Origin of the sequence: Sandarakinorhabdus sp. (genome assembly GCF_031430775.1) — a bacterium.
In the GTDB taxonomy this organism is placed as follows: domain Bacteria; phylum Pseudomonadota; class Alphaproteobacteria; order Sphingomonadales; family Sphingomonadaceae; genus Sandarakinorhabdus.
Genome location: NZ_JANPCD010000140.1, coordinates 18584 through 31421, shown reverse-complemented (window position 1 = coordinate 31421; position 12838 = coordinate 18584). Strand labels below are relative to the sequence as shown.

Below are 12838 nucleotides of genomic sequence, written 5' to 3'. Positions count from 1 at the left end.
CATCGGCGCCGGTGATGGGCCGACCGATGACCAGCACGCTGGCGCCGGCATCCAGCGCGGCGCGCGGCGTCATGATGCGTTTCTGGTCGCCGGCCTCGCTGCCCGCAGGCCGCACGCCGGGAATGACCAGCAAGGCTTCGGGCCAGGCAGCACGCAGCCCGGCAGCTTCGTGCGGCGAGGCGACAACGCCGGCAAGTCCCGCGCCGCGCACCACGCCGGCGAGCCGCTGCACCTGCGCCGCCGCGCCGCCCGCGACGCCGCATGCCGCCAGGTCATCATCATCAAGGCTGGTCAGCACGGTCACGGCCACGACCCGTGTTGTCGGCAGCGAGGCGGCGCGCGCGGCGGCCAGCATGGCGGCGCCGCCAGCGGCATGCACGGTCAGAATCGACGGCGCCAGCGGCGCCAGCGATGCTGCTGCCCCGGCGACTGTGTTGGGAATGTCGTGCAGCTTGAGATCAAGGAAAAGCGGCAGGTTCAGGCCATCCATCACGGCGGCAACGCCAGCCGGGCCATGGGCGCAGAAGAACTCCAGACCCAGCTTGATGCCGCCGACATGCGGCGCGACGCGCTGCGCCAGCGCACGCGCGGCATCAAGCCGGGGCGTGTCGATGGCGACAAAGATCGGATTGGTCATGACAGCGTATCTCAGGCGCCGGCGGGAGGCACGATGGTCGGCTGGGACATCGCCGGGGCTGCGCCGGCACGCGAAGGCTGCTCCGAGGTCGCCGCAGTACCATTGTCGCCAAGCCGGGCCAGCCGGCGCCTCAGCCTGATACGCACAATCACATGCCACAGAAACATCGGCAACCAGCCGGCAAGCCATGCGAGGCCAAGCAACACCGGAAGGCGCACCGCATCCGTCTGGCCGTTGGGCAAGACAAAAAGGATCGGTGCGCTCCCCCAGTTTGCCGCCGCCATCGCTGCAAAAAGCCCCAGCAGCGCCAGCAGCAAGGTCCATTGGATGACGCGTCCGGCCATGGCCTAGAGTTCCCCGTCCACCGGATCGAGGCCCAGGTCCGTCAGCGCCGACAGCAAGGCGCCGGCAACTACCTCCAGCTGGGCCGGATCAACGCTGCGAATGACGAAATTGGCGCCGGTGCGCCCCTCGCGCCAAAACGGATAGCTTCCGATCTGCGCGCCGGGATTCGCCTTTTCCACAGCCGCCAGCGTGGCGGCAGCGCGGCTTTCCTGCGTCCAGGCGGCAACCGTGCGTGACAGCACCGGCGCGCCGCCCTCAAGCTTGCCATCGAGCGCGGCGAGCATGCCTTGCGTGATCATCGGCACGCCGGCCATGATGAAGACATTGCCGACCCGGATGCCCGGCGCCTTGGTGCGCGGGTTCTCGATCAGGTCGGCCCCTTGCGGCGTCCGCGCCATCCGCAGCCGCGCATCGGTCAACTGGTCGCCGTAATGCGCCGCCAGTATCGCGCGGGCATCGGGATGCACGATCACCGGAACGCCCAGAGCTGCAGCAATGGCGTCGACAGTGATGTCGTCATGCGTGGGACCGATGCCGCCGGTGGTGAACAGATAATCATGTGCGGCACGCAATGCGTTCACGGCCGCGCCGATGGCGTTCATATCGTCGGATACCACCCGCACTTCCTTGAGGCGGATGCCCTGCACCCCCAGCCATTTGGCAAGATAGGCCAGATTGGCGTCCTGCGTGCGCCCCGACAGGATCTCGTCCCCGATGATCAGCAGGGCGGCGGTGAAGATGCGGTCACTCATGCCCCTGCCCTAGCGCAGGTGGGCGCCCGGCGCAAAGGCCGCGCCATGGACTTTTGGCACCGGCGCGCTTATTTCACGGCCATGACAACCGCACTGTACCAGACCGTGAACGATGCTCATGAGGGGCCGCTGCGCCTGCACGGCGCCGCTGCGTTCGAAGGCATGCGCCGCGCCGGCAATCTGGCGGCGCGGGTGCTGGACATGCTGACGCCGCATGTGCAGCCCGATGTGGTGACGCTGGATCTCGACCGCATGGCCTGGGATTTCGTGCAGGCGCAGGGCGCCCATTCGGCAACGGTCTTTTATCGCGGTTTTTCCCATTCGCTGTGCATCAGCGTCAATCAGGTGGTGTGCCACGGCATTCCTTCGGCCAAGAAGCTGAAGGACGGCGATATCGTCAACATCGATGTGACGGTGGTGGTCGATGGGTGGCACGGCGACACCAGCCGCATGTTCCTGGTGGGCGACGTACCGCTCAAGGCACGGCGCCTGGTCGACGTGACCTATGAGTGCCTGATGCTTGGCATCGAAATGGCGCGGCCCGGAAACACGTTGGGCGATGTCGGCCATGCCATCCAGAGCCATGCCGAAAAGCACCGTTATTCGGTGGTGCGTGATTTCTGCGGGCACGGGCTGGGACTGAATTTCCATGAGGCACCCAATGTCGTGCATGTCGGCAAGCCCGGCCGCGGCGTGGTGCTCCGCCCCGGCATGTTTTTCACCATCGAACCGATGATCAACGCCGGCAGTTATGGCGTGAAGATGCTTGATGATGGCTGGACGGCGGTGACGCGCGACCGGTCGCTGTCGGCGCAGTTCGAACATTCCATCGGCATAACCGATACGGGCAACGAGATTTTCACGGCCTCGCCGACCGGGCTGACGGCGCCGCCGTACTAGTTTTTGGAAGAACGCGGCGCTAGAGCGCCGCAGAATCGGCGATGACGGGCGCATTCCAGTCATCGTTGACATGGCCCGGCTTCTTGGTGGGGTTCGCGGCCTCTTGGGAAACGCCGGAACAATTGCCATTTTTGCTGATGTAGACGTGGTAGGTCACATGGCCGCGCGCGCAATGCACCGTGATGTGCTGCCTGGTGTCTCCACCCGATGTCTTGTGCGGACCGGAAATAACCCGCGCCGTGCCACTGTCGATTTCGTCCTTGAGGGCGCCAGTTCCATTAAAAAACGGCTTGCCTTCGGAGTTCTTCTGAAAAAGTGCGACTCGCAGGAGTGCGATAGCATGGGCAGCCGTGAAATCTTTACCGCCGACCTGATGAAGCTTTTGCGACTTGTAGTCAAAATTCCACTTGAGCGCGAATGTCAAAGGCATGACGGGGGTCCGATCAACAAACTGGTTCGGCGTTAGCGTATGGCAAAGATATTTGGGCGGCAATACCGTTCACACAGATTTTGAATGGCCTGTGCAACACTTCGATTGATTGTATTTGCGTGTCACGGCAATCAGTCTTGATGACTGATGAAAAGACAAGCTCCGGACACCGGGAACGGCTGCGCGCGCGGCTGCTGGCCGGCGGCGGTGACGGCTTTCATGATTACGAGTTGCTGGAATATCTGCTGGCGCTGGCGATTCCGCGCCGAGATACCAAGCCATTGGCCAAGCAGTTGCTGGACGAGTTCGGCACGTTGGCGGCGTTGATTGCCGCCTCCCCCGAAGCCTTGCAGCGTATCGACGGTCTTGGCGACGGTGCAGCGGCGGCGATCAAGTTCGTGGAGGCGGTGATGCTGCGCTCGCTCAGGACCAAGGCGCTCGACCGACCCGTTCTGTCGGGCTGGCAGGCGCTGACGGACTATCTGCATGCAGCGCTGGCACACCGCACCACCGAGCAGTTCCGCGTGATTTTCCTCAACAATCGCAATGTTATGATCCGCGACGAGCTGATGGGTGAAGGCACGGTCAATGCAGCACCGGTGTATCCGCGCGAGATCATCAAGCGCGCGCTCGATCTGGGTGCCGCCGGCATGATCCTGGTCCACAACCACCCATCGGGCGACCCGAGCCCCAGCCGTGACGACATCCAGATGACCCGCGCGGTGATCGATGCCGGTCGGCATCTCGGGCTGAGCGTGCACGACCATGTCATCATCGGCATCGGCGGCCATGTGTCGATGAAGGCGCAAGGGCTGATCTAGACCCAATACGCAAAGGCCCTGCCCTGCAATTCCTCTACGAAAGCTCGGGCGGCCGGTCCGGTCCATTCAGTTGGCGCATCGCTGCGGCCGACCCACCAGCCCTGGCCCGGTAGACGATCGCTTTCGCGCACCACCAATACGGCCAGTTCCGGCTCGCCGTTGCCCGCGCCTTCGCGGTCGATATGGTCGAGCAGGCGGCACAGCACGCGCATTTTGGGGCGGGTGAATCGCTCGCCCAGCGCCAGCAGCATCTCGGAATAGCTCAGCGGCTGGCCGGCGCGGGCAGCGGCAATCAGGATCTCGCGGATTTCAGGAAGATCATCGGGGGATGGCATTGCGGCAGTGAAGCATGGCCATCGGGCAAGGAAAAGGGGCAGCGGCAATGACCGCTGCCCCGGAATGGCTCAAGCCTCTCAAGCCTTGGGGGGGACTTCAGGCTTGTCGGCCTTTTTCTTCTGATCGTGCTGGCCGTGTTCTGCCGGCGGTTTGCCATGGCTCTGGTTGGCCGTGGCCGGTTCGGCCGGTGGCTGCGGGGCCATGGTGTTCGATGGCATCGTATCGGTGACGACAGGTGCCGACGGCGGCGAAACCGGCGCTGGCTGGGCCGTGACCATGGTTGCCATCAAAATCGTTGCGGGGGCAATCACGAGGGGCAGGATACGCATAGACTTACTCCAATGCTTCAGGTGCCCCCTGTTGCCCGGCCAGTTGCACAGCAATGGGTGAAGCTTTTGTTACAATTGTGCTCCGACACGATGGGCGGACGCCGCAGCGCGGCGGCTGACACCTGTTGGCGCCCTGGCTGCCGGATGATGGGGCAGAAGATGACAGGATGGCCGGCGCCTGCTAACGCCGCGTCATGACTGTATTCCTGCATGAGGGCGATCTGCCCGGCGACGTCTTTGCCCCCGGACCCGTGGCGGTGGACAGCGAGACGATGGGCCTCAATCCGCACCGCGACCGGCTTTGCCTGGTACAGATCTCCGATGGACACGGCGACGAACACCTCGTGCGCTTTTCGCGCGGCGTTTACGATGCGCCCAATCTCAAGGCCGTGCTCGCCGACCCCGCGCGGTTGAAGCTGATGCATTTTGCGCGATTTGACGTGGCGGTGATCCACCAGTTTCTGGGCATCTGGGCGACTCCGGTGTTCTGCACCAAGATCGCGTCCAAGCTGATCCGCACCTACACCGACCGCCATGGCCTCAAGGACGTGCTGCGCGAAACCATCGGCGTCGATATCTCCAAGCAGCAGCAAAGCTCGGACTGGGGCGCCCCTGAGCTGACCGAAGCGCAAAAGGAATATGCTGCGTCCGATGTGCGTTATCTGCACCGGGCGCACGACGTGCTGGCACAGCGGCTGGCCCGCGAAGGCCGCACACACATGGCGCAGGCCTGTTTCGACTTCCTGCCGACCCGGTGCGAGCTTGATCTGGCCGGCTGGCCGGAAACCGATATCTTCGCGCATCTCTGACAAGATGCCCCTGCCCGCCGTCTTGTCCTTGCGCCAGCAGGCTTCGCTGCCCGGCAGCGCGCATGACGGCCGCATGATATTGCTGAAATGGCTGCTGCCGCTGCTGGCGGCGGCCATGACGTTGACCATTTTGATCTGGCCGCTGCTGAAGGCGCAGGAGTTCAGCTTTCTGCTCGCCAAGGACGCGGTCATGAAGGCCGGCGAGCGGTTGCGTGTCGACCGGGCGCGCTACAGCGGCGAAACCGCGCGCGGCGAGCCGTTTGTCATCACTGCCGATGGCGCCGTGCAGCGTTCCAGTTCGGTACGCCAAGTCGAGATGCGCGGGCTTGCGGCGTCGTTGACGGGCAAGGATGGCCCGGCGATGCTGACGGCACCGACGGGGCGTTATTTCCTGGACAGTGACAAATTGCTGGTCGGCGGTCCCGTCAAGATGACGTCAAAGAGCGGCTACAGCCTCGATTCGAACGATATAAGCGTCGATCTGGGCGAGCGGCGCATCAACACCACGCAAAAAGTCAGCGGCACGCTGCCGATGGGCAGTTTCCGTTCTGACAAGCTGTCCGGCGACCTCGATGGCCGTACATTGGTGCTCGAGGGCCATGTCCACTTGCGAATCTGGGGCCGCAAGGGCAGAGGCCGGCGATGAAATTTTCCAGCGCCATTATTGCCGTGATGCTTTTGTCAGCATCTGTTGTGGTGCCCGCCTCGGCCCAGAAATCGGCGCTGGCCGGGCTGGACACCGATCAGCCAATCGATTTCGATGCTGCCCGCATCGAAGTTCAGGACACTGCCAAGCAGGCAGTGCTGTCCGGCGCCGTGGTCATCCGCCAGGGCCGGCTGACGCTGTTCGCCGACCGGGTGCGGGTGTTGTATGCACAGGAAGGCGCCAATACTGCCATGCAGCGGCTGGATGCGCGCGGCAATGTCCGGGTGGAATCACCGAGCGAAAAGGCCAGCGGGACGAATGGCACCTATGATGTCGCATCACGGCTGATCACGCTCACCGGCGACGTGCTGCTAGACCGTGGCGGCGGCAATATCGCGCGCGGCCAGCGGCTGGTGCTCAACCTTGTCACCGGCATGACCAGCTTTGATGCCCGCGCGCCGGGGCAGGCCAGCGGCGGCCGCGTCACCGGCCGCTTTGTGGTGCCTCCGAAAAAGCCCTAAAAAGCAGCGATACCGGTCTGGGCGCGCCCCAGAATAAGCGCATGGACGTCGTGCGTGCCTTCATAGGTGTTGACGGCCTCGAGGTTCATGACGTGGCGGATGACGCCATATTCGTCGGAAATACCGTTGCCGCCGTGCATGTCACGCGCTTCGCGCGCAATCGCCAGCGCCTTGCCGCAATTGTTGCGCTTGAGCAGCGAAATCGCCTCGGGCGCCAGAAGGTGCTGGTCCATCAGTCGGCCCGCCGCCAGCGCCGCGCACAGGCCCAGCGTGATTTCCGTCTGCATGTCGGCGAGCTTTTTCTGCACGAGCTGCGTGGCGGCCAGCGGCCGGCCGAACTGGTGGCGATCGAGCGTGTATAGCCGGGCGGCGTGCCAGCAGAACTCCGCCGCACCCATCGCGCCCCAGCCGATACCATAGCGCGCATTGTTGAGGCAGCCGAACGGGCCCGCCAGTCCCTTGACACCGCGCAGGATGCGGTCTTCGGGCAGATGCACATCAGCCAGCACGATCTCACCGGTGACACCGGCACGCAGCGAGAATTTGCCTTCGATCTTGGGTGTCGAAAATCCGGCATCGCCGCGTTCGACGACAAAGCCGCGGATCTTGTCATCCTCGCACTTGGCCCAGATCACCGCGACATCGGCCAGCGGCGAATTGGTGATCCACATCTTGGCACCGTTCAGCACCCAGCCGCCGGGCACGGCCTTGGCGCGGGTTTTCATCGATGACGGGTCGGAGCCGGCATCAGGCTCGGTCAAGCCAAAGCAGCCAACGAGTTCACCCGATGCGAGACCGGGCAGATATTTGCGGCGCTGCGCCTCGGAGCCATAGGCCCAGATCGGGTACATCACGAGGCTCGACTGCACGCTCATCGCCGAACGATAGGCCGAATCGACCCGCTCCACTTCGCGCGCAATCAAGCCATAGGCGACATAGGAGGTGCCGGCACAGCCATAGCCTTCGATGGTCGGACCAAGCAGGCCGGCTTCGCCGAATTTCCGCATCAGCGCCGGATCGAATTTCTCGTGGCGATTGGCTTCCTTGACCACCGGCATCAGTTCAGCATCGCAAAAGGCGCGGGCGCTGTCGCGGATCAGCCGTTCCTCGTCGGACAACTGCGCCGACAGCAGCAGCGGGTCCTGCCAATCCACGCGGGCCCATTTGGGGGCCATATGCTGGGTGTCGTCATCAGCGTTGACGGGGGAATGGACGTTCATTGCGGAGATTCCTGCACGGCAAAAACTATTGTGCTGCGATACGCGCCCGCGATGCTTTCGTCACCCCCCGACAGCGATGATGGCGGCGCGCACCGCGTCCGGCTCTTCGAGGGGGAGGAAATGACTGGTGCCGGGAAGGCGGTGCGCCATGCGGCAATGGGGGTGGGCGGCAAACACCGCCAGTTCGGCGTCGCGCACAGTCGAGCCATGCTCGCCGGCCAGTAGCGCCAGCGGCGCGGCAACGGCGGCCAGCGCCGATTCGACATGCGGGCTGACGGCACGAAACGTCGCTGATTCAAAGGCGGGCGTGCAGGCCAGCGCCGCGCCATCGGCGGTGTCGATCATGCCGCCATCCAGATAGGCATCAAGATCCTCGTCCGTCCACCGCGCGAACACGCCGCGTCCGGCATAGGCGGCGCGTGCGTCGGCCCGGCTGGAGAACATGCCCCGCCGCCGGACCGCCTGATCTGCCATCGGGTTGGGAATGACGGCGCCGGCGCGCACCTGCGCGGCGACATCGAACGGCAGCATCGCGGGGTCTGCCAGCACAAGGCCAGCAATCTGCGATGGCCGCCGCGCCGCCGCCAGCAAGGACACCGCCGCCCCCATGGAATGGCCGGCCATCAACCAGGGACGGCCCCCGGAAGCGCCCCGGTCCAGCGCCGTCAGCAGATGGTCGAGATCATCGGCAAAATCATCCCAACTGGTCAGCAGCGCCGGGTCGGCCGGCAAGGGTGAATGGCCATGGCCGCGCGCATCGCTGGCGATGATGCGAAACTGCCCGGCCAGCGGCGCCAGCAACCGGGCATACAACTGGGCATTCATGCCTGTCGCATGGGCAAAATGCAGGTTGAGCGCATCGGGCCCGGCCTCGTCCCAGACCAGAGCAGACATCGTGCCGACGGCAGTTTCAATCCGGGTGCGTTGCATCAGTTGCCATTAGCAGGTCCGAGGCGCCGCGCGAGGATTGCGGCATTTTGCATCAACATGTCGGCGCCAAAGCGCGTCGGATCGGTAATCAGCGCCATGTCGAGCACCGTGTCGATGGGAGACGCGGGGCGCTGCGCCGGCAGATTTTGACACAGCGCGGCAATGGCGGCCCGGGCGAGCGCAGCATTGGCATGCATGACCTGCATGATCTGCGCCACATCGACATCGCCGCCATCATGCCAGCAGTCGAAATCGGTGATCATCGCCAGCAGCGCATAGGGAAGTTCGGCCTCGCGGGCCAATTTGGCCTCGGGCATTGCCGTCATGCCGATGACGTCACAGCCCCAGGATTGATACAGGCGGCTTTCGGCGCGGGTGGAAAATTGCGGCCCCTCCATGGCCAGATAGGTGGCCGGGCCATGCAGCCGCACGCCGGCCGCGCGGGCGGCATCTGCGGCCAGAGCCGACAGGCGCGGGCAAACCGGATCGGCCATCGGCACGTGCGCCACCATGCCGGTTTCAAAAAATGTCGCCGGCCGGGCACGGGTGCGGTCGATGAACTGACCGACGATGGCAAAATCACCGGGCGCCATCGCGGCATTCAACGAGCCGACCGCCGACACCGCCAGCACATCGGTGCAGCCCAGCCGTTTCAGCACATCAATATTGGCCCGCACATTGAGGCGGTGCGGCGGGACCACATGCCCGCGTCCGTGGCGCGGCAAAAAGGCGACATCCACCCCGAAAAGCTGCCCCGTCAGAACAGCATCCGACGGCTGCCCCCAGGGGCTGGTCACGGACTGCCAGACCGGATTTTCCAGCCCGTCGATGGCATAGAGCCCCGAACCGCCGATGATGCCGATCCGCCAGCCGGTCATCGTTGCTCCCGTCCCGGCTGTACCATTATCGGCGGGGTGAACCGGCGGGCATCGATTGCCCAGCGTTCAAGCGTGCCATCCTCGCCCGCAACCAGCATCGCGTCGTGGAGCGCCACCGTCGGATCGACATGGCCGGGTTGCAACCAGACCAGCGCGCCTTCGGTGCTGTCGCCCGGCGGCATGATCGCGCCATGCTCATCGCCCATCGACCGCCATGTCGAACCGTCCGGCACGATGACGCGCGGCGAGGGACCATTTGTGTGGAACGCCTTCAGCCCTGCATCGCAGACATTGTGGCTGGCATGACGGGCCGAGACGATGCTGGCGGCAACGAACAACGCCGGCCGGAACGGCCAGTGACCGTCCGGCCCGCCACAATCGGCATATTCCACGTCCATCAGCGCATACGAACCGGCCTGAAGCTCGGTGTAGACACCGCTGGCAATATCGATGGCAAAGGTGCCGGTACCGCCGCCGGTGACCTGTCGCGGCGCCATGCCGGCTGCGCCAAGCTCGGCCACCAGCGCCGCAAGCCGGTCAGACCAGGCCAGGGCCGCGGTGCGGCGTTCCATGCCGCCGGGCAGATGCTGGTGATGGCCGCAATAGGCCTGGATGCCGTCAACCCGCAAACCGGGAAGCGCCAGCGCCAGTGCCATCAACGGTCCGACCTCAGCAGGCGGCACGCCAGCGCGCATCATGCCGGGATCAACGTCGATATGAATGCCCATCGTGTTCCCGGCAGCCACGGCGGCCGCCGATGCCAAAGCCAATTGCGCCTCAGAATCGACCACCGCCGACACCCGCGATGCACCGGCAAGCGCCGCCAGGCGTCTCCAGCCCCAGGGCGGAACCGGCGCGGTCACCAGCAAATCGGCGATGCCGGCGGCGCCATAAACCTCGGCCTCTCCTACCGTCTGGCAGCACAGGCCCACGGCCCCGCCCGCGACCTGCAACCGCGCCAACGCCGAACACTTGTGCATCTTGCCGTGCGCACGAAGCCGAACGCCGCCGGCATCACAGGCCGCTTGCATGGCGGCCAGATTGGCCATCAGCGCGGCGCGGCGCACCACCAGCACGGGCGTCTGCTGCGGGCGAACCCTGGCAAGGAAGGCGTCAAGAGGTTGCACCGGAATGTCTTGCCTCCCGCCGCCGCCCAAGTCAAAAGCCTCTGTCGGAAACAAGATTACGGACCTGCAATGTCAACGCCCAAGACCTGCATCATCACCGGCGCCTCATCGGGCGTCGGGCTATGGACCGCCAAGGCATTGGCGGAGCGCGGCTGGCATGTCGTGATGGCATGCCGCGACCTCGCCAAGGCCGAGGCAGCCGCCGCCGGCGTCGGCATTCCGGCCGATGCACGCACGCTTTTGCACATCGATCTGGGCGTCCAGGCCAGTGTGCGCGCCTTTGCCGATGCGTTCCATGCACTGGGCCGGCCGCTGGATGCGCTGCTGCTCAATGCCGCTGTCTATCTGCCCCGACTTGAATCGCCGATGCGCAGCCCGGAAGGCCATGAAATCAGCGTTGCCACCAACTATTTCGGCCATTTCCTGCTGGCGCATCTGCTGATGGACGACCTGAAGAGAACCAGCCGGCCCGGCGCACCGGCGCGGCTGATCACTCTGGGCACCGTCACCGCCAATTCGGAGGAATTCGGCGGCAAGGTGCCGATCCCGGCGCCAGCCGATCTGGGTGATCTGGCCGGGCTGGAAGCCGGCTTTCAGGCTCCAGTGGCGATGATCGACGGCCAGCCGTTCAAGCCGGGCAAGGCCTATAAGGATTCCAAGCTGGCCTGCATGATCATGAGCCGGGAACTGCACAAACGCTTCCATGACGACACCGGGATCGTGTTCAACACGCTTTACCCCGGCTGCGTTGCCGATACGCCGCTGTTCCGCCATGCGCCGCGCGCGTTCCAGCGGATTTTCCCCTGGTTCCAGAAGAACATCACCAAGGGCTATGTCAGCCAGCCGTTGGCCGGCGATCGCACGGCGCAGGTCATTGCCGAGCCGGCGTTTGCATCGCTGTCCGGCGTGCACTGGAGCTGGGGCAACCGCCAGAAGGAAGGACGGCAACCCTTCAGCCAGCCGCTGTCGGCGCGCGGCACCAACGAGCCGCGCAACGAACGGCTGTGGGCGCTCACCGCGAAAATGGTCGGCGTCTGAGGCCTTTGCTAGCGCGGTCTGTCCGCCTAACGTAACGCCATGGTCGCAAGTTACGCTGTCTGGAAGTTCCTGCACATCACCGGTGTCGTGATGTTGATGGGCAACATCACCGTGACGGCGATATGGAAGTTTTTCGCAGATCGTGACGGCCGGCCTGAAGTGCTGGGTTTTGCCCAGAAGCTGGTGACCTACACCGATTGGGCGATGACGGTCTGGGGCGCCGCACTGACCATGGCCGGCGGCTATGGCCTTGCTGTCGAAGGCGGATATGACCTTACGCAAGGCTGGCTGTTGTGGAGCCAGATTCTGTTCGGCGGCGCCGGCGCGGTGTGGCTGGGCATCATTGTACCGATCCAGATCCGCCAGGCCAAAGCAGCGCGAATTTTTGCTGGCGGTGGAATCGTCGGGGCGGATTATCGCCATCTGTCAAAGCGTTGGTTGTTCTGGGGCTTGCTTTCGACGCTGCCGCTGCTGGCGACGCTTGGCCTGATGATCGTGCAGCCGGGCTGAATGTTTCATCTCAAAGACAATTTGATGACAGTGATGTGACATTTTTCTTGCAGAGCCGTGACAAAGCGCGCATCCTCCCTTCATTGGAGATTGCGTCGGGCCGTTCGGGGAGCGGACGTGCCGGGCCTTTGCAGGGAGTTAGACCATGTTCATCGTCCGCACAGCCATTGCTGCCGCCAGCCTCGCCGTCGTCCTGATTGCGACACCGGTCTTTGCGCAGGAACGTGGGCATTCGACTTGGGCCGTGAATGTGCAGACCGCCGATCTGGCGCTGGGCACTTCCGATGGCAAGCGCATGCTCGACCGCCGGCTCGATGCCGCCCTTGTCCGCCTGTGCGGCCAACCCGTGTTTTTCAGCCGCGACGAACTGGCAGCGCTTGATGCCTGCAAGGCGCAAGCCCGCAGCATGGCGGATACGCAGGTGCAAGCAGCCGTGGCCCGCGCCGGCACGCAGATCGCCGCCAAGTAACAGGTTTTCGCCCGGACCCGCGCGATTCAGATAGCCGCGGAGCAGCTCGCGGACTGTCGCACAACCCGTCGGCCACACACTTGTGGCAGACGGGTTTCGTGTTTTCGGGCCAGCCCCGTGCCGACGACCGACCCAAAGCG

Annotated in this window: 18 protein-coding genes; 8 read left to right on the top strand and 10 right to left on the bottom strand. The window is 64.6% G+C overall.

Going from position 1 to position 12838, the window contains the following annotated elements; translation table 11 throughout:
- The 3 genes from pyrF to RMQ73_RS08805 form a co-directional block, all read right to left on the bottom strand.
- The coding region (pyrF, locus tag RMQ73_RS08815; protein WP_310497782.1) for an orotidine-5'-phosphate decarboxylase at positions 1 to 637 on the bottom strand (637 nt) is incomplete at its 3' end.
- Between the two features lie 11 nt (positions 638 to 648).
- Positions 649 to 981: a hypothetical protein gene (locus RMQ73_RS08810; RefSeq protein ID WP_310497780.1), complete on the bottom strand. Its 333-nt coding sequence runs from the start codon at positions 979 to 981 to the stop codon at positions 649 to 651.
- Positions 982 to 984: 3 nt separating this feature from the next.
- The gene (locus tag RMQ73_RS08805) at positions 985 to 1734 is read right to left on the bottom strand and encodes a molybdopterin-binding protein (protein ID WP_310497779.1); all 750 of its coding nucleotides are present in this window, start codon (positions 1732 to 1734) and stop codon (positions 985 to 987) included.
- 81 nt (positions 1735 to 1815) lie between these two features.
- Here RMQ73_RS08805 and map point away from each other — a divergent pair, with 81 nt between their 5' ends.
- On the top strand, positions 1816 to 2634 hold the full coding sequence (map, locus tag RMQ73_RS08800; RefSeq protein ID WP_310497778.1) for a type I methionyl aminopeptidase: 819 nt from the start codon (positions 1816 to 1818) through the stop codon (positions 2632 to 2634).
- Positions 2635 to 2653: 19 nt separating this feature from the next.
- On the opposite strand, the gene RMQ73_RS08795 is transcribed toward map, so the two are convergent.
- Positions 2654 to 3064 carry a hypothetical protein gene (locus RMQ73_RS08795; RefSeq protein ID WP_310497777.1) on the bottom strand — a complete coding sequence of 137 codons (411 nt, stop codon included), beginning with the start codon at positions 3062 to 3064 and terminating at the stop codon, positions 2654 to 2656.
- 140 nt (positions 3065 to 3204) lie between these two features.
- Between RMQ73_RS08795 and radC the strand changes: the two genes are divergently transcribed.
- Positions 3205 to 3885, top strand: a complete 681-nt coding sequence (radC, locus tag RMQ73_RS08790) for a RadC family protein (RefSeq protein ID WP_310497776.1) — start codon at positions 3205 to 3207, stop codon at positions 3883 to 3885.
- On the opposite strand, the gene RMQ73_RS08785 is transcribed toward radC, so the two are convergent.
- Together RMQ73_RS08785 and RMQ73_RS08780 are read right to left on the bottom strand one after the other, a co-directional pair.
- Entirely contained in the window at positions 3882 to 4220 is a 339-nt protein-coding gene (locus tag RMQ73_RS08785; RefSeq protein ID WP_310497775.1) for a ribose-phosphate pyrophosphokinase, read from the bottom strand. The two genes, radC and RMQ73_RS08785, sit on opposite strands and share 4 nt — an antisense overlap.
- Before the next feature lie 78 nt (positions 4221 to 4298).
- The gene (locus RMQ73_RS08780; protein WP_310497774.1) at positions 4299 to 4550 is read right to left on the bottom strand and encodes a hypothetical protein; all 252 of its coding nucleotides are present in this window, start codon (positions 4548 to 4550) and stop codon (positions 4299 to 4301) included.
- A 194-nt stretch (positions 4551 to 4744) separates the two neighbouring features.
- Between RMQ73_RS08780 and RMQ73_RS08775 the strand changes: the two genes are divergently transcribed.
- Genes RMQ73_RS08775 through RMQ73_RS08765 form a run of 3 tightly spaced genes read left to right on the top strand, consistent with a single transcriptional unit; the run spans position 4745 to position 6526 of the window.
- Entirely contained in the window at positions 4745 to 5359 is a 615-nt protein-coding gene (locus RMQ73_RS08775; protein ID WP_310497773.1) for a ribonuclease D, read from the top strand.
- 4 nt (positions 5360 to 5363) lie between these two features.
- Entirely contained in the window at positions 5364 to 6005 is a 642-nt protein-coding gene (lptC, locus tag RMQ73_RS08770) for an LPS export ABC transporter periplasmic protein LptC (RefSeq protein ID WP_310497772.1), read from the top strand.
- Entirely contained in the window at positions 6002 to 6526 is a 525-nt protein-coding gene (locus RMQ73_RS08765; protein WP_310497771.1) for an LptA/OstA family protein, read from the top strand. Before lptC ends, RMQ73_RS08765 begins: the two co-directional genes overlap by 4 nt.
- Here RMQ73_RS08765 and RMQ73_RS08760 read toward each other — a convergent pair.
- The 4 genes from RMQ73_RS08760 to RMQ73_RS08745 form a co-directional block, all read right to left on the bottom strand.
- The gene (locus RMQ73_RS08760) at positions 6523 to 7701 is read right to left on the bottom strand and encodes an acyl-CoA dehydrogenase (protein WP_310497784.1); all 1179 of its coding nucleotides are present in this window, start codon (positions 7699 to 7701) and stop codon (positions 6523 to 6525) included. The two genes, RMQ73_RS08765 and RMQ73_RS08760, sit on opposite strands and share 4 nt — an antisense overlap.
- A gap of 105 nt (positions 7702 to 7806) precedes the next feature.
- Positions 7807 to 8676, bottom strand: a complete 870-nt coding sequence (locus RMQ73_RS08755; protein WP_310497769.1) for an alpha/beta hydrolase — start codon at positions 8674 to 8676, stop codon at positions 7807 to 7809.
- Complete coding sequence (gene mtnP, locus RMQ73_RS08750; protein ID WP_310497767.1) at positions 8676 to 9554, bottom strand: S-methyl-5'-thioadenosine phosphorylase; 879 nt, start codon at positions 9552 to 9554, stop codon at positions 8676 to 8678. The genes RMQ73_RS08755 and mtnP overlap by 1 nt, the downstream gene beginning before the upstream one ends.
- Positions 9551 to 10681 carry an alanine racemase gene (locus RMQ73_RS08745; RefSeq protein WP_310497766.1) on the bottom strand — a complete coding sequence of 377 codons (1131 nt, stop codon included), beginning with the start codon at positions 10679 to 10681 and terminating at the stop codon, positions 9551 to 9553. The genes mtnP and RMQ73_RS08745 overlap by 4 nt, the downstream gene beginning before the upstream one ends.
- A gap of 69 nt (positions 10682 to 10750) precedes the next feature.
- Between RMQ73_RS08745 and RMQ73_RS08740 the strand changes: the two genes are divergently transcribed.
- The 3 genes from RMQ73_RS08740 to RMQ73_RS08730 all read left to right on the top strand — a co-directional run bounded on the left by RMQ73_RS08740 (position 10751) and on the right by RMQ73_RS08730 (position 12698).
- Positions 10751 to 11719: a protochlorophyllide reductase gene (locus RMQ73_RS08740; RefSeq protein WP_310497765.1), complete on the top strand. Its 969-nt coding sequence runs from the start codon at positions 10751 to 10753 to the stop codon at positions 11717 to 11719.
- A gap of 39 nt (positions 11720 to 11758) precedes the next feature.
- Complete coding sequence (locus tag RMQ73_RS08735) at positions 11759 to 12229, top strand: DUF2269 family protein (protein ID WP_310497764.1); 471 nt, start codon at positions 11759 to 11761, stop codon at positions 12227 to 12229.
- A gap of 145 nt (positions 12230 to 12374) precedes the next feature.
- The gene (locus RMQ73_RS08730) at positions 12375 to 12698 is read left to right on the top strand and encodes a UrcA family protein (RefSeq protein ID WP_310497763.1); all 324 of its coding nucleotides are present in this window, start codon (positions 12375 to 12377) and stop codon (positions 12696 to 12698) included.
- Positions 12699 to 12838: the final 140 nt, after the last annotated feature.

Bases quoted from the DNA above. Each gene is read 5' to 3' on its own strand.
- radC (WP_310497776.1), top strand. From the start codon at position 3,205: ATGACTGATGAAAAGACAAGCTCCGGACACCGGGAACGGCTGCGCGCG.
- RMQ73_RS08740 (WP_310497765.1), top strand. From the start codon at position 10,751: ATGTCAACGCCCAAGACCTGCATCATCACCGGCGCCTCATCGGGCGTC.
- RMQ73_RS08760 (WP_310497784.1), bottom strand. From the start codon at position 7,701: ATGGCCCCCAAATGGGCCCGCGTGGATTGGCAGGACCCGCTGCTGCTG.
- map (WP_310497778.1), top strand. From the start codon at position 1,816: ATGACAACCGCACTGTACCAGACCGTGAACGATGCTCATGAGGGGCCG.
- RMQ73_RS08780 (WP_310497774.1), bottom strand. From the start codon at position 4,550: ATGCGTATCCTGCCCCTCGTGATTGCCCCCGCAACGATTTTGATGGCA.
- RMQ73_RS08785 (WP_310497775.1), bottom strand. From the start codon at position 4,220: ATGCCATCCCCCGATGATCTTCCTGAAATCCGCGAGATCCTGATTGCC.
- lptC (WP_310497772.1), top strand. From the start codon at position 5,364: ATGCCCCTGCCCGCCGTCTTGTCCTTGCGCCAGCAGGCTTCGCTGCCC.
- RMQ73_RS08755 (WP_310497769.1), bottom strand. From the start codon at position 8,676: ATGCAACGCACCCGGATTGAAACTGCCGTCGGCACGATGTCTGCTCTG.
- RMQ73_RS08730 (WP_310497763.1), top strand. From the start codon at position 12,375: ATGTTCATCGTCCGCACAGCCATTGCTGCCGCCAGCCTCGCCGTCGTC.
- RMQ73_RS08735 (WP_310497764.1), top strand. From the start codon at position 11,759: ATGGTCGCAAGTTACGCTGTCTGGAAGTTCCTGCACATCACCGGTGTC.
- mtnP (WP_310497767.1), bottom strand. From the start codon at position 9,554: ATGACCGGCTGGCGGATCGGCATCATCGGCGGTTCGGGGCTCTATGCC.
- RMQ73_RS08775 (WP_310497773.1), top strand. From the start codon at position 4,745: ATGACTGTATTCCTGCATGAGGGCGATCTGCCCGGCGACGTCTTTGCC.
- RMQ73_RS08795 (WP_310497777.1), bottom strand. From the start codon at position 3,064: ATGCCTTTGACATTCGCGCTCAAGTGGAATTTTGACTACAAGTCGCAA.
- RMQ73_RS08765 (WP_310497771.1), top strand. From the start codon at position 6,002: ATGAAATTTTCCAGCGCCATTATTGCCGTGATGCTTTTGTCAGCATCT.
- RMQ73_RS08810 (WP_310497780.1), bottom strand. From the start codon at position 981: ATGGCCGGACGCGTCATCCAATGGACCTTGCTGCTGGCGCTGCTGGGG.
- RMQ73_RS08805 (WP_310497779.1), bottom strand. From the start codon at position 1,734: ATGAGTGACCGCATCTTCACCGCCGCCCTGCTGATCATCGGGGACGAG.